Source organism: Brevundimonas sp. GW821-FHT12C05 (assembly GCF_058807475.1).
The window spans coordinates 1,283,279-1,297,316 of the sequence record NZ_JBXAQS010000001.1; the positions used below are offsets into that span (position 1 = coordinate 1,283,279).

18 protein-coding genes are annotated in these 14,038 nt (G+C 67.5%); 14 read left to right on the forward strand and 4 right to left on the reverse strand.

Annotated elements, in window-relative coordinates:
• The first annotated feature begins 22 nt into the window (after positions 1-22).
• Complete coding sequence (locus AC1RRF_RS06010; RefSeq protein WP_492833545.1) at positions 23-928, forward strand: hypothetical protein; 906 nt, start codon at positions 23-25, stop codon at positions 926-928.
• Positions 925-1,521, forward strand: a complete 597-nt coding sequence (locus tag AC1RRF_RS06015; RefSeq protein ID WP_492833546.1) for a hypothetical protein — start codon at positions 925-927, stop codon at positions 1,519-1,521. The genes AC1RRF_RS06010 and AC1RRF_RS06015 overlap by 4 nt, the downstream gene beginning before the upstream one ends.
• A gap of 42 nt (positions 1,522-1,563) precedes the next feature.
• Here the strand turns inward: AC1RRF_RS06015 and AC1RRF_RS06020 are convergent, their stop codons facing one another.
• Both AC1RRF_RS06020 and AC1RRF_RS06025 read right to left on the reverse strand, forming a co-directional pair.
• Positions 1,564-1,761, reverse strand: coding sequence for a hypothetical protein (locus tag AC1RRF_RS06020; protein ID WP_492833547.1), 198 nt, complete (start codon positions 1,759-1,761; stop codon positions 1,564-1,566).
• 123 nt (positions 1,762-1,884) lie between these two features.
• Positions 1,885-2,451 (reverse strand): LabA-like NYN domain-containing protein, encoded by a 567-nt coding sequence (locus AC1RRF_RS06025; protein ID WP_492833548.1) that lies wholly within the window; start codon positions 2,449-2,451, stop codon positions 1,885-1,887.
• On the opposite strand from AC1RRF_RS06025, the gene folK reads away from it, so the two are divergent.
• The 12 genes from folK (at position 2,450) to AC1RRF_RS06085 (ending at position 12,946) form a co-directional block, all read left to right on the forward strand.
• Complete coding sequence (gene folK / locus AC1RRF_RS06030; RefSeq protein ID WP_492833549.1) at positions 2,450-3,007, forward strand: 2-amino-4-hydroxy-6-hydroxymethyldihydropteridine diphosphokinase; 558 nt, start codon at positions 2,450-2,452, stop codon at positions 3,005-3,007. The genes AC1RRF_RS06025 and folK overlap by 2 nt on opposite strands.
• A gap of 66 nt (positions 3,008-3,073) precedes the next feature.
• The gene (locus AC1RRF_RS06035; RefSeq protein ID WP_492833550.1) at positions 3,074-3,415 is read left to right on the forward strand and encodes a hypothetical protein; all 342 of its coding nucleotides are present in this window, start codon (positions 3,074-3,076) and stop codon (positions 3,413-3,415) included.
• Positions 3,416-3,500: 85 nt separating this feature from the next.
• Positions 3,501-3,860, forward strand: coding sequence for a DNA-directed RNA polymerase subunit omega (rpoZ, locus tag AC1RRF_RS06040; protein ID WP_291833710.1), 360 nt, complete (start codon positions 3,501-3,503; stop codon positions 3,858-3,860).
• Positions 3,861-4,081: 221 nt separating this feature from the next.
• Entirely contained in the window at positions 4,082-6,148 is a 2,067-nt protein-coding gene (locus AC1RRF_RS06045) for a RelA/SpoT family protein (protein WP_492313604.1), read from the forward strand.
• On the forward strand, positions 6,145-6,963 hold the full coding sequence (locus tag AC1RRF_RS06050; RefSeq protein WP_492833551.1) for an LOG family protein: 819 nt from the start codon (positions 6,145-6,147) through the stop codon (positions 6,961-6,963). The genes AC1RRF_RS06045 and AC1RRF_RS06050 overlap by 4 nt, the downstream gene beginning before the upstream one ends.
• A 9-nt stretch (positions 6,964-6,972) precedes the next feature.
• Entirely contained in the window at positions 6,973-7,557 is a 585-nt protein-coding gene (pyrE, locus tag AC1RRF_RS06055) for an orotate phosphoribosyltransferase (protein ID WP_492313127.1), read from the forward strand.
• Positions 7,558-7,568: 11 nt separating this feature from the next.
• The gene (locus tag AC1RRF_RS06060; protein ID WP_492833552.1) at positions 7,569-8,306 is read left to right on the forward strand and encodes a pyridoxine 5'-phosphate synthase; all 738 of its coding nucleotides are present in this window, start codon (positions 7,569-7,571) and stop codon (positions 8,304-8,306) included.
• Positions 8,303-8,704 carry a holo-ACP synthase gene (gene acpS, locus AC1RRF_RS06065; protein ID WP_492833553.1) on the forward strand — a complete coding sequence of 134 codons (402 nt, stop codon included), beginning with the start codon at positions 8,303-8,305 and terminating at the stop codon, positions 8,702-8,704. Before AC1RRF_RS06060 ends, acpS begins: the two co-directional genes overlap by 4 nt.
• 433 nt (positions 8,705-9,137) lie before the next feature.
• Positions 9,138-10,046, forward strand: coding sequence for a signal peptidase I (gene lepB, locus AC1RRF_RS06070; protein ID WP_492834142.1), 909 nt, complete (start codon positions 9,138-9,140; stop codon positions 10,044-10,046).
• A complete protein-coding gene (gene rnc / locus AC1RRF_RS06075) occupies positions 10,046-10,762 on the forward strand; it encodes a ribonuclease III (protein WP_492833554.1) in 717 nt (238 codons plus the stop codon). The genes lepB and rnc overlap by 1 nt, the downstream gene beginning before the upstream one ends.
• Positions 10,759-11,706: a GTPase Era gene (gene era / locus AC1RRF_RS06080; protein ID WP_492833555.1), complete on the forward strand. Its 948-nt coding sequence runs from the start codon at positions 10,759-10,761 to the stop codon at positions 11,704-11,706. The genes rnc and era overlap by 4 nt, the downstream gene beginning before the upstream one ends.
• Positions 11,707-11,719: 13 nt before the next feature.
• Positions 11,720-12,946 (forward strand): serine hydrolase domain-containing protein, encoded by a 1,227-nt coding sequence (locus AC1RRF_RS06085; RefSeq protein WP_492833556.1) that lies wholly within the window; start codon positions 11,720-11,722, stop codon positions 12,944-12,946.
• On the opposite strand, the gene AC1RRF_RS06090 is transcribed toward AC1RRF_RS06085, so the two are convergent.
• Both AC1RRF_RS06090 and AC1RRF_RS06095 read right to left on the reverse strand, forming a co-directional pair.
• Positions 12,943-13,602 (reverse strand): dihydrofolate reductase family protein, encoded by a 660-nt coding sequence (locus tag AC1RRF_RS06090; RefSeq protein WP_492833557.1) that lies wholly within the window; start codon positions 13,600-13,602, stop codon positions 12,943-12,945. The genes AC1RRF_RS06085 and AC1RRF_RS06090 overlap by 4 nt on opposite strands.
• A gap of 40 nt (positions 13,603-13,642) precedes the next feature.
• A complete protein-coding gene (locus AC1RRF_RS06095; RefSeq protein ID WP_492833558.1) occupies positions 13,643-14,038 on the reverse strand; it encodes a DUF1801 domain-containing protein in 396 nt (131 codons plus the stop codon).

Below are 14,038 nucleotides of genomic sequence, written 5' to 3' on the forward strand. Positions count from 1 at the left end.
ACCTCCCAATCGGAGGTAGATCATGAACCTGACAGTAGGCGTATCGACGACGGGCGTGCCGTATAGCGGGGTCTCCGACCCGCCGCCGTCAATGGATGCTAACAACGTCACGATCCCGGAGACATCAGACCCGGCAGACCCGGCGGTCCGGATCACGCTCTCGCCGGAGGCCGTCGCGGCGATGTCGCAGAGCGCTGGTGATCCCGTAACGACGTTGCCGGATGTCTTGGTCCAGGCGACGCGCCGCGACCAACAGACCTGGATCAATTTGCGAAGTTTCAAGCCATGGACGCCTGAAACACAGAGGCAGTTTGATCAGTATGTAAGCGGCACGCTCGCGCGCGCCAACCAAGCGTTCGATCTCGTGCAATCGGCCATTTCGACGGAGGGGCTGGACTTCAACAATCCCGATCACAAGGAGGTCTATGAAAAGGCGGTCGATAGCCTGATGGTGACCGCCTATCGCGCGCTGGAGAACGGCGACGCCTTCGTGGACGGACCGGGCACGCAAGACATGAAGGCGAGGGATTTCATCACGATGTTGAGGAACACGGATATCGTGTTCAAGGGAGGCAGCCATGCCTTTGCTGCAGAGTTCGATCCAGCCTCCGGCCGCTTAGAGATATATCCATCCGAGCTAGTAACTCGCACTGCTGCGTTTCCACGCGATGTGGCCATTAACTCAGTTCTGTTTCATGAGATCGGGCACGCTGTCGGAGCAGGGCGTTTGGATGCAAGTCAAACATGGGACAACTATCGAGCGCAGAATCCTAGTTTAAGCGGGTTGGCTTTAGAGACTGCATACGCCAATTCCACCCAACGCACCGAGTTGGAGGCGCGAGCTACAGCAAGAGGTTGGGGATTCTCAGAGATTGCTCGCCTCCCATTCAACCCCAACATTGATCTAGCGGGAAGCGCGCCCAGATGAATTCCCTGATTCTCGGTTTACTTGCGTCAATCCACTTGGGCGCTAATGGAGCGGAGCATAAGTCCGCGCAAGAAAGAGAAACTGATCCGAACGTAGCCGTCTACGGCGGAGTCGTTCTTGATCTGGGTGCGATGAAGGAACGTTCATCGCCTTGGAATAACCACGTCGAAGATTGTTCAACTCCGGATTATCAGTGCGTCGCCGGCGTTGTGTTTCGTCTGGCCGTGCCGAGGCGCTGTCGGTCGTTCGAACGGGGCCAAACCTTCGTTTCCGGCCCGGTCACGACAAATGTCCTGGCGGCTCACTCCGGCGCTGAAACGCAGACTTTCGGCCCGCCTTATGGAGGCATAGACACCGGAATCGGAATGGGACCGATGACCGTTCTCGGCAATCCAGACCAGCGCTGGGTGGTGTATATCTACAGCGCGAGCGCCCTGGCCGCGATCTACTATGATCCGAACAAGACTGCCGATTTGTATGGAGCCGCGACGGCCGATGGCATTCCCGGCCTCCGGGACTACGGCGGGGCGAACAATCGTTATCTCGGGCGGCTCGAGACGATCAGACCCGTTCTCGGGTGCGAGCGACCGTAGTCGGGCGCAGCCCCTCTCGCGCGAGCTGACCTCGACGCTTGATCAGCCGGCCAGCGGCGTCGCGTCCAGCACCCCCGGCGTCGGCGCCGAGAGGTAGGCGTCGGCTCCGCCCGGTCCCAGCGACGGCTTGATCAACGGCTGGATCGCCATTCCCCCGGCCGCGACCGCGACGGCGGCCAGTAGCGCGATCAGCGCCGTTCTACGTTCGCGCGGGGTGAACACCCCGTTTCTCCTGCCCATGACAGCCTCCAAAGCTGTCCGTGGAACGTCGCGAGGAGGGCGCTGTTCCCGGGCCGCGGACCACGGTTCTTCGTGGCGTGATTCGCGTTGCGCGGGAGCCACACCCGGTCGGCGGGGCAGGGCCTAGGCGCGGTCGTCCCGCAGCGGCGGACCGCCGTTGACGCGCGGCCGTCCGATCTCGGCCAGCAGGTCGTTGAGGTCGACGAACAGGTCGGCCTGGCGGCGCAGGTCGTCGGCGATCTGGGGCGGCTGGGTCTTCACGGTCGAGACCACGGTGACCTTCACCCCCTTGGCCTGGACGGCCTGCACCAGGCGACGGAAGTCGCCGTCGCCGGAGAACAGCACGATGTGGTCCAGCCGGGGCGCCAGCTCGAGCATGTCGACGGCGATCTCGATGTCCATATTGCCCTTGGTGCGGGTGTGGCCCTGGGCGTCGGTGAAGCGCTTGACCGGCTTGGTCACCACGGTGAAGCCGTTGTAGTCCAGCCAGTCCACCAGCGGCTTGATGGGGGAGAACTCCTCGCCCTCGACGACGGCGGTGTAATAGAGGGCGCGAACCAGATCGCCCCTGGCGCGATACATCTCCACCAGCTTGCGGAAATCGAGGTCGGTGTTCAGCGCCTTCGCGGCGGCGTACAGATTGGCCCCGTCGATGAACAAGGCAGTGCGATCCGTCGGATTGGGCGTCATGGAAAAGGTCTCCGCAGAAATGGGCGTCCAACCCTCCGTCGAAATAGACGGCGAGCCCGATCCGGACTCCGCCGTCATCGTCGCGCTGGGCTGCAATGACAAGGGGGCCTGGGCCGATTGCCGCGAGGCGCTGGAGGCGGCGCTGGCGCGGTTCCGGTGCGAGGGCGTCGACATCGTCGCCCGGTCGTCGTGGTGGAGATCTCAGGCCTGGCCGGACCCGACCGATCCGCCCTTCCTGAACGGCGTGGTGCTGGTCCGCACCGAACTGGAGCCGCACGCGCTGATGGCTGCGCTGGGGCGGATCGAGGACGCGTTCGGACGCCGCCGCCTGACCGCCAACGCCCGCCGGACCCTGGACCTGGACCTGATCGCCTATGGCCGGCTGAGCGGTGATCTGGACGGCCTGATCCTGCCACACCCTCGCGCGCATCAGCGCCTGTTCGTCATGGGCCCCTTGGCCGAGATCGCTCCGGACTGGCGGCACCCAGGCGGCGAGACCGCCGCCCGGCTGGCGCAGACGGCGTCCATTGGTCTGGACGCGGCGCCGGCCACGTAGTCGGCACAGGTTGACCTGGACGCGTGGCCCGGACGACTGTGGCCGCGGACATTCGAAAGGGACGCCATGATCATCTGGTCGGGCTGGGGCCTGCTGGTCCCGCTGTATGTCATCGTCGCCTTCGGCCTGAGCATCGTCGGCGTGACGGCGACAGGCGCTCCGGATCCGTGGGGACCCGCGATCGGCTTCGCCCTGACGGGCCTGCTGGCGGGCGCGGCGATCTTCTTCACGGCCCGCGCTCTGGACGGCCGCGAGGGCCGGGTGCTGCTGGATGAGAAGACGGGGCAGCGCGTCCTGCTCAAGCCCACGGCGGGCAGTTTCTTCTTCGTCCCGACCCGCTACTGGGCCTTTATCGTCCCCGTCGTCGGGATCGTCCTGGGCGGGCTGATGGCGACGACAGGCGGCTAGAGCCCTGTTTACGGGTCATGTGGCGTTGCACAATTGGGCTGGACGCTCTATTTTGTGCGGTTCTCCCTGCCGCCCGAGGAATTTCATGGCCCGCGTCACTGTCGAAGATTGCATTGAGAAGGTGCCGAACCGCTTTGGTCTGGTTCTGCTGGCCGGTCACCGCGCCCGCAACATCGCCAACGGCGCCGCCCTGACGATCGACCGCGACAACGACAAGAACCCGGTCGTCGCCCTGCGCGAACTGGCCGACGACACCGTCGTGCCAGCCGAGCTGCTGGAGAACATCATCGTCACGCTGCAACGCGTCGATGAGCGCACCGAAGCCGAGGACGAGGCCGAAGTCGTCGCCCTGCTGGCCGAACCGCAGCACATGAACATGGCCGAGGCCGAGCTGATCCGCGCGCTGCAAAGCGACCGTGACGGCGGGCAGGAGGAGCGGTACTGACGGCCGAACCCGCCAACGGTATCACCATCCTGCCGGCGCGGCAGTCCGCGCCGACCCCTGAAGCTGCCAATCTGAACGATCCCGCCGACAGCGCGGCTCCGGTCAAGGATCTGGAGCCGCCGCGCAGCAAGGTGCTGCGCCAGTTCGAGCTGGTCGAAGCGGTCCGGGCCTACGACCCGACCGCCGACGAGAACCTGCTCAATCGCGCCTACGTCTACGCGATGAAGATGCACGGCTCGCAGCTGCGAGCCTCGGGCGATCCCTATTTCGCCCACCCGATCCAGGTCGCCGGCATCCTGACCGACTACCGGCTCGACACCGCCACCATCGTCACCGCCCTGCTGCACGATGTGGTCGAGGACACCTCGGCCACCCGCGACGACATCGCCCGCATGTTCGGCGAGGAGATCGCCGTCCTGGTCGAAGGCGTGACCAAGCTGTCGCGGCTGGAACTGCAGGCCGAGCACACGCGCCAGGCCGAGAACCTGCGCAAATTCATCCTGGCCATCAGCCGCGACGTCCGCGTCCTGCTGGTCAAGCTGGCCGACCGCCTGCACAACATGCGGACGCTCCAGTATGTGAAGCCCGAGAAGCGCGAGCGCATCAGCCGCGAGACGCTGGAAGTCTATGCGCCGCTGGGCCGTTCGATCGGCATCCACTCGATCGCGTCCGAGCTGGAAGAGCTGGCCTTCACCTATCTGAACCCCACCGCCAAGACCGCCATCGAGCGCCGCCTGGAGGCGTTGAAGCTGGAACACGGCCGCGCCATCGGCGGGGTGTCCAGCGAGGTCGAGCGGGTGCTGCAGGAGGCTGGGGTCAGGGCCCGCGTCGCCGGCCGTCAGAAGACGCCGTACTCCATCTGGCGCAAGCTGCAGCGCAAGTCGGTCGGCTTCTCGTCCCTGTCCGACATCTACGGCTTCCGGGTCATCGTCGAGGCCGAAGACGACTGCTACCGCGCGCTGGGCGTCATCCATCGCGCCTGGCCGATGGTGCCCGAGCGGTTCAAGGACTTCATCTCGACACCCAAGTCGAACAACTACCGCTCGCTGCACACCACGGTCGTCGGCCCGTCCGGCCTGCGCATCGAGATGCAGATCCGCACCGAGGCCATGGATCGTGTGGCTGAGGACGGGGTGGCGGCGCACTGGTCCTACAAGAACAAGTCCTATGGCTTCGACAAGGAGGCCATGGAGAAGGACGGCGGGCGCGATCCGCTGCAGAACCTGCGCCACCTCGTGCAGGTCATCGAGCACGGCGAGGGCGGCGAAGACTGGGTCGAGCACGCCAAGCTCGAGATGTACCTGGACCAGGTCTTCGTCTTCACCCCCAAGGGCGCCCTGATCACCCTGCCGCGCGGCGGCATGCCGCTGGACTTCGCCTACGCCGTCCACACCGGGGTGGGCGACTCCGCCGTCGGGGTGAAGGTCAACGGCGAGTTGAAGCCGATGCGCACCCAGCTGCAGAACGGCGATGTGGTCGAGATCATCCGCGGGGCCAAGCGCGAAATCCCCGCCGACTGGCGCTCCCTGACCGTCACCGGGCGGGCGCGGTCGGCGATTCGCCGCCACATCCGCACCTCCGAGCGCGGCGAGTTCCAGAAGCTGGGCCGCGCCACCCTGGAACAGACCCTGGCCCGCGCCGGCAAGGCCTTGGAAGAGGTGTCGCTGAAACCCGCGCTGGAAACCCTGGCCGTCGAGACCGACGAGGATCTGTTCGAGGCCATCGGCCGGGGCCGGCTGTCGGCCGCCAAGGTCGGCGAGACGCTGTTCCCCGCGCTCAAGGGCCGCCTCAAGGCCGGGCCGGACCGCAAGCGCATCGCCGACGACCAGGCCCGACTGTTCGTGCGCGGCGGAGGTCTTACTCCCGGCGTCAGCGTCCACTTCGGCCACTGCTGCTCGCCCGTGCCCGGCGACCGCATCGTCGGCATTCTCGAGCCCGAGGCTGGCCTGACCGTCCACACCATCGACTGCCAGAAGCTGGCCGAGTTCGCCGACGACGATTCGGTCTGGCAGGACCTGCAGTGGACGCCGCAGGCCGAACAGGGCGCGGTCGCCGCCGCCCGTCTGCGCGCCACGATCAAGAATGCGCCGGGCGTGCTGGGCCAGGTCACGACCATCATCGGCGAGGCGGGCGGCAACATCATCAACCTGTCCATGAGCCACCGTCAGCAGGACTTCTTCGACGTGGACATCGACGTCGAGGTCGAGGACGCGCGCCACGCCACCATGATCATGGCCGCCCTGCGCGCCAATCCGTCGGTCGACACGGTCGAGCGCGCCCGGGGGTGAAGGACGAACGCCCCCTGAACGCGGCCCAGACGGGCTCCCCCTCCTACCGTCTGGCGGCGCTGGACCAGGACTTCCTGCTCAGCGACGGCATGCGGGGCGTTCGCTTCCTCATGGAATACGAGAAGACCGAGGAGGCGCTGAAGGCCTGGGGCGTGCGCTCCACCATCGTCGTCTTCGGCAGCGCCCGGGTGCGCGAGGGCGACGCCGGTCGGCGGGGCCACTGGTACGAGCAGGCGCGCCTGTTCGGCCGCATCGCCTCGGAGCGGGGCGGGGCCCTGCGCGGCACGGTGGGCCAGCCACGCGACAACGTCATCGCCACCGGCGGCGGTCCGGGCCTGATGGAGGCCGCCAACCGCGGCGCGGCCGACGCGGGCGCCCCGTCCATCGGCTTCAACATCACCCTGCCGCACGAGCAGCAGCCCAACGCCTGGTCGACGCCGGAGCTGACCTTCCGCTTCCACTACTTCGCCATGCGCAAGATGCATTTCGCCATGCGGGCCAATGCGCTGGTGGTCTTTCCCGGCGGCTTCGGCACCTTCGACGAGCTGTTCGAGATCCTGACCCTGCGCCAGACCGGCAAGGAGCGGGCCATTCCCATCGTGCTGGTCGACAAGGCCTACTGGACGTCGGTCGTCGGCTTCGGCGCCCTGGTGGAGCACGGCATGGTCACGCCCAAGGACCTGGAGCTGATCAGCTTCGCCGAGGACGCCGAAACGGTCTGGGCCGAGCTTCTGGCGCGCGGTCTGCGCCCGGGAGAGGAAAACGCGCCCGATCCGCAACAACCCGCCCTTCAAAGCGAGGCCGTGACGGGGTAGGGGACAGGCATGACCTCCGAAGACGTACTCAACGAATTCCGTGACGCCGGCGCCCTGCGCGAAGGCCATTTCGTCCTGTCGTCGGGCCTGCACAGCCCGACCTTCCTGCAAAAGAACCTGGTGTTCATGGACGCCGAGCGCTGCGGGCGGCTGTGCAAGGCGCTGGCCGAGAAGATCGTGGCCGCCGTCGGCCCGGTCGACGTGGCCATCTCTCCGGCGGTGGGCGGCATCATCCCCGGCTATGAGACCGCCCGCTGGCTCAAGGTCCCCTCGATGTACGTCGAGCGCGTGGACGGCGAGTTCAAGCTGCGTCGCGGCTTCCATGTCGATCCCGGCCAGAAGGTCGTGATGGTCGAGGACATCGTCACCACGGGCCTGAGCTCGCGCGAGTGCATCGCCGCCATCAACGCCGCCGGAGGCGAGGTGATCGCCGCAGCCTGCATCGTCGACCGCTCGGGCGGGCGCGCCGACGTCGGCGTGCCCCTGATCGCCCTGGCGACGCTGGACGTGCCCGCATACCCCGCCGATGCCTTGCCGCCCGAACTGGCCGCGATCCCGGTCGAGGATCCGGGCAGCCGCCGGCTGTCGAAGTAGGAGACGCGCCGATGGCCGGTTTCGTCAGGCTGGGCGTTAACATCGACCACGTCGCCACCGTGCGGAACGCCCGCGGCGGCGCGCACCCCGATCCGGTCCGCGCGGCCCGGGAGGCCCTGGCGGCCGGGGCCGACGGCATCACCGCCCACCTGCGCGAGGATCGCCGCCACATCACCGACGCCGACATCGACGCTCTGAGCGATCTCTGCGCCGTCGCCGGCAAGCCATTGAATTTCGAGATGGCCGTCACCGACGAGATGCTGGCTATCGCCCTGCGCCACCGGCCCCACGCCGCCTGCCTGGTGCCCGAGCGGCGCGAGGAGGTGACGACCGAGGGCGGCCTGGCCGTGGCCGGCCATGAGGGCCGCATCGCCCCTGTCGCCAAGGCGCTCTCGGACGCCGGAATCCGCGTCTCCCTCTTCATCGAACCCGCCCTCGAACAGGTCGAAGCCGCCCACGCGGTCGGCGCCCAGGTGGTCGAGTTCCACACCGGCCGCTACTGCCACCTGTCCGGCGACGACCGGGCGATCGAGTTTGAGCGGCTGCAGGCCGCCGCGACGCGGGCCGCCGACCTCGGGCTGGAGGTCCATGCGGGCCATGGCCTGGACTACGACACCGCCGCCGACATGCTGGCCATCCCCGAGGTGCGCGAACTGAACATCGGCCATTTCCTGATCGGCGAGGCGGTCTTCGTCGGGCTGGCGACGGCCATCCAGCGCATGCGCGCCGCCATGGACGCAAAATTATGATCCTGGGCGTCGGCGCGGACCTGTCGGATATCCGGCGCATCCAGACCTCGCTGGATCGCTTCGGCGACCGCTTCAAGATGCGCTGTTTCACCGAACTGGAGCGCACCCGCTCGGACCGCAAGCCGGACCCCGCCTGGAGCTACGCCAAGCGGTTCGCGGCCAAGGAGGCCTGCGCAAAGGCCCTCGGCACGGGCATGCGGGCCGATGTCTACTGGCGAGACATGGGGGTGGTGAATCTGCGGTCGGGTCAGCCGACCATGGCGCTGACCGGTCCGGCGGCGGAACGTCTGGCCCGCATGACACCCGCGGGACATGAAGTCCGTATACATCTCACCCTCAGCGACGAGCATCCGTACGCGCTCGCCTTCGTGGTGATCGAAGCCTTGCCCGTCGCTTAATCACGTTATACCGATTTCGCCGCTGAAAGACCGCGCACAGCGGCTGGGGGATAGAGTCATGAGCGACGAGAACAAGCCGCACGACGACCACGGCCATGGGCCGGACGCCGGTCACGGCCACGACGAGCCTGCCGCGCCCGCGCACGGCCATGACGATCACGCGCCGGCCGCCGCCCATGATGCGCCTGAAGCCGAGGCGCACGGGCACGAAGAGCCGGCCGCCGCGCACGATGACCACGCGCCCGCCGCTCATGACGAGCCTGCCGCCGCCGTCGATGCCGATCATGACGCGCACCCGGCGCCCGCCCACGACGATCACGCTCCCGCCGCCGAGGCCGAACACCACGCTCCGGCCGAAGCCGCTCACGACGATCACGCCGCGCCCGTAGAGGCCGCGCACGACGAGCCCGCCGCCGACCCCCATCCGACACCCGTGGAGGCCGCCGCGGTCGCCGCTGCGGCCGGCGCGGCTGTCGCCGCCGCTCAGCCCGAGAAGCGCCCGGTCTGGAGCGATGCCGGCGACGCCCCGTTCGAGGATGTCGACGCCACTCCGGTCTACGCCCGCACCAAGAAGAGCAAGAAGACCTCGGGCGGCAGCGCCAACGAGGGCTGGGAAGTCCTCAAGACGATCTTCTTCGCCCTGCTGATCGCGCTGGTCCTGCGCGTCCTGCTGTTCCAGCCCTTCACCATCCCGTCGGCCTCGATGGAGCCCAACCTCTACCAGGGCGACTACATCGTCGTGTCCAAGTGGTCGTACGGCTATTCCAAGCACTCGATCCCGTTCAGCCCGCCGATCTTCAACGGCCGTGTCTCCCTGCCAGTGGTCAGCCATGCGCCCCAACGGGGCGACATCGTCGTCTTCAAGCTGCCGCGCGACAACAAGACCGACTACATCAAGCGCCTGATCGGCCTGCCGGGCGACCGGATCCAGATGATCAACAACGTGCTGCACATCAACGGCGCGCCCGTGCGCGACGTGGTCGTGTCGGACGCCGACGTGACCAACATGTACGGCATGCCGATCGTCCAGGCGGACGAGACCTTCCCGGACGGCTCCAAGACCTTCCGCATCCAGGACTTCGGTCCGGGCAACGACCTGGACGACACCCCGGTGTTCGAGGTTCCGTCGGGCCACTACTTCATGATGGGCGACAACCGCGACAACTCGATCGATAGCCGTGTCGACCAGTCGCAGAACGGTGTCGGCCTGGTCCCGGCCGAGAACCTGATCGGCAAGGCCGAGATCATCCTGTTCTCGTGGAACGAGGGCGCCTCGCTGTGGAATCCGGTCAGCTGGTTCACCAAGGTTCGCCTGAGCCGCTGGTTCAACATTCTCGACTGATGGCGGATCGTCGGGCCGAGGCCATCCAGGCGCTGACGCGCAACCTCGGCCACGATTTCCGGGAAAGGGCCCTGCTTGAGCAGGCCCTGACCCATGCCAGCGTGGGGGAGGGGGCCGAGCGCGACGCGCGCGGACGACCGTTCCTCGACAACCAGCGGCTCGAGTTCCTGGGTGATCGCGTGCTGGGCCTGCTGGTCGCCGACACGCTGATGCGCGACTTCCCTGAGGCCGACGAGGGCGACATGTCCGCGCGCCTGCACGCCCTGGTCGACAAGGCCGCCTGCGCCCGCGTCGCCGACCGGCTTGAGGTCGGGCCGGCCATGCGCCTGTCGCCCGGCGAGGCCAAGCAGGGCGGCCGGCGCCGGGAGGGCGTTCTGGGCGACGCCATGGAGGCGATCCTGGCCGCGGTCTGGCTGGACGGCGGCATCGAGGCGGCTCGCAAGGTCTTCGACACGGCCTGGGCGCCGGAGTTCGCGGCCAATCCGAAAAAGGCGCTGACCAATCCGAAATCGGCCCTGCAGGAGTGGGCGCTGGGGCAGGGACGGGCGCTTCCGACCTACCGGATCGTGGAGCGAACCGGCTCGGATCACGCCCCGACATTCACCGTTGAAGCAAGCGTAGCCGGATATCCGCCCTTGACCGCGCAGGGGCGATCACGTCAGGACGCGGAGAAAGCGGCCGCAACGGCCCTTCTTCAACGTGAAGGCGTGATTTGACCGAACCTCAAAACCAGCGTGCCGGCTTCGCCGCCATCATCGGCGCTCCCAACGCGGGCAAGTCCACGCTGGTCAACCGGCTGACCGGGACGAAGGTCTCGATCGTCACCCAGAAGGTGCAGACCACCCGCTTCCCCGTGCGCGGCATCGCCATCTACGGCGACGCCCAGATCGTGCTGGTCGACACCCCCGGCATCTTCAGCCCGCGTCGTCGTCTGGACCGCGCCATGGTCGCCTCGGCCTGGGGCGGAGCGGATGACGCCGACATCGTCGTGCATCTGATCGACGCCGCCTCGCACATCGCCGCCGAGGGCAAGGAAGGCCAGGCCGCCGACCGCCGCTCGGCCGAGGACACCGAGACCATCATCGCCGCGCTGAAGGCGGCCGGCAAACAGGTCATCCTGGCGCTGAACAAGATCGACGGCATGCGCCGCGACACCCTCCTGGCGCTGTCGCACGCGCTGTTCGAGACGGGCGTCTACAGCGAGGTCTTCATGATCTCGGCCCTCAGCGGCGACGGCGTCGACGATCTGGGCCAGCGCCTGGCCGACGCCATGCCCGCCGGTCCCTGGCTCTATCCGGAAGACCAGTCCGCCGACGTGCCGATGCGCGTTCTGGCCGCCGAGATCACGCGCGAGAAGGTCTATCTGCGCGTCCACGAGGAACTGCCCTATTCGGCGGCGGTGGAGACCACCTCGTTCGAGGATCGCGCCGACGGCTCGGTCCGCATCGAACAGACCATCTATGTCGAGCGCGAGAGCCAACGCCCGATCGTACTGGGCAAGGGCGGCCAGACCCTGAAATGGATCGGCCAGAAATCGCGTGAGGAGCTGACCGAGTTGCTGGACCGCCAGGTTCACCTCTTCCTGACGGTCAAGGTCGATCCGAAGTGGCAGGACAGCCGCGCCCTCTACGCCCAGTTCGGGCTGGATTACGACGTCTAAGAGTTCGCGTTCCGTGTTTCATGTTCCCCGTCGCGCCGGAAACCATCCCCGGCTGACCTTCGGCCTGCTGGTCGTTCTCGTCATCGCCGCCGCCGGGCTGATCGCCTGGGGCACGGTCCACAGGCCGACCGTGCGCGTGACGCCTGATCCCCTGCCGCCGCGCCCGCCGCTCGAGGTGGTCGAGACCCTGCCGGACCTCAAGGCCCAGATGGACCGCTGGAGCGCCTCGGGCCAGTTCACGGGCGGGGTGCTGGTCGCCAAGGGCGATCGGGTCCTGTACCGCCAGGTCCACGGCTGGGCCGACCGCAGCACCGGCCGGCCGCTGGCGCTGAACTCCCGCTTCCGCCTGGCCTCGGTCAGCAAGCAGTTCACCGCCGCCGCCATCCTGCGCCTGCAGGACGAGGGCAAGCTCTCGGTCTGGGACCCGGTCTGCAAATACATCCAGCCGTGCCCCGCCGCCTGGGCGCCGATCCGGCTTCATCACCTGCTGTCGCACACCTCTGGCATTCCCGACCTGATGGCCCGCCCAGGCTGGGGCCTGCGTCGCGTCACGCCCGCGACGCCAGAAGAGCTCACTTCTGATTCAATGCGTTATGGACTTCAGTTCCCACCCGGAACAAAGGTCAGCTACGACAACGCCGGCTACAATCTGTTGGGCGCCGTGGTCGAGAAAGTCAGCGGCATGGGCCTGCACGCCTATCTGCGGACGGCCTTCTTCAAGCCGCTGGGCATGGCCGACACCGGCTATGACGACGGCGCCTCGGACGTGGTCATGGGCTACGCCAACCTGGCCGGCGGCCTGACGCCCCAGCCGGACGCCAACGTCAGCATCATCTTCGGCGCGGGGGCCCTGTACTCGACCCTGGACGACCTGCTGGTCTGGCAACGAGCCCTGCACCGCGGTCACGTCCTGTCGCCGCACAGCTACGCCCAGATGATCGCCGACCATGCGCCGGACGGCACGCCGGACGAACGGGGCAAGCCGCGCCGCCTGTGGGGCTATGGCGTCTATGACAAGGAATTGGGCCGTCAGGTCCGGCCCGACTTCACCGACAACCAGATCTTCCACACCGGAAGCTGGTCCGGCTTCCGCAACCTGGTCACCTACCAGCCGGACGCGGACGTGACGGTGATCGTGCTGTCGAACAACTATCACCAGCGTGATGCGGTCTTCCTGTTGTCCCAGCAGGGCATGGCCGAGGCGCTCGGCCGCGGCTTCCCCACCAGCGTGGCGCGCTAGCCTTCCCTGGCCCAGCGCTGCCTGCGCTCCAGCTCCGCCGCGGTAGGCGTTTCGTCGCCGAAGCTGCCGGTGCGGACTTCTCCCGCCTTGTGGTAGGTGCTGACGACCACCCCGGTCGGGGAGGCTTGGGACCGCCGCAGCGCCCAGGCGTTCGGATGAGCGTTCGTATCGAACAGACGTTTTCCCTCGCCCAGCATCACCGGGAAGGTGAGGGTGGTCACTTCGTCGATCAGCCCGGCGGCGAGCAGGGTATGCGCCACCTCGCTGGACCCCTGGATCAGCAGGTCGCGTCCTTCGGTCGTCTTCAGGGTGCGAACGGCGGCGGCGAGATCGCCCTCCAGCCGGTGGCTGTGGGCCCAGTCCAGCGGCGTTCCGGGCCCGGCGGCGACGTATTTGTTCACCGCGTTGAAGGTGCGCCCGATCGCGTCGTCCTTGGACGGCCAGTAGGCGGCGAAGATCTCATAGGTCCGGCGGCCCAGGAGCAGGTCGTAGTCCTGCCCCATGGCCTCATCCATCAGTCCGCCCGCCATCTCGTCGAAATAGGGCCAGACCCAGCCGCCGAAGGCGAAGCGGCTGGAGGGATCCTCCTCGGGGCCGCCCGGCGCCTGCATCACGCCGTCCAGGGAGATGAAGCTGGCCAGTCTGATCTTGCGCATGGTCGGTCTCCTGTGGGGGCAGGGTTAAACGCCCGTCGGGTCAGACGGTCTTCTTCGCTGCCTTGGTGGGGTCGCCAAATTCGGCGTTGAGGGCGATCGCCGTCCGGGTCAGGCGAACGACGACCGCCGGATCGATGGTCTCGCCCTCGGTGAAACCGATACTGGCCATCTCGAACTGTCCGCCGGACTTCAGACGGGGCTCGATGTCCTGCAGCCGCTGCCCCCGCCAATAGCCCAGCAGCACCCGCTGGCCCTCGGCCCGGATCAGCAAGGCCGGACCGTTCGAAACGTAGACGAGGTGGCCCCATTTGATCACCTCGTCCAGGCCGCCGGCCGACAGGACCGCCGCGCGCAGGCGGGTCACCAGATCCCGCTGCCAGCCGCCCATGCCGTCGACGTAGGCGTCCGGAGACGCGGGAGGGGGAAGCTTCTGCAT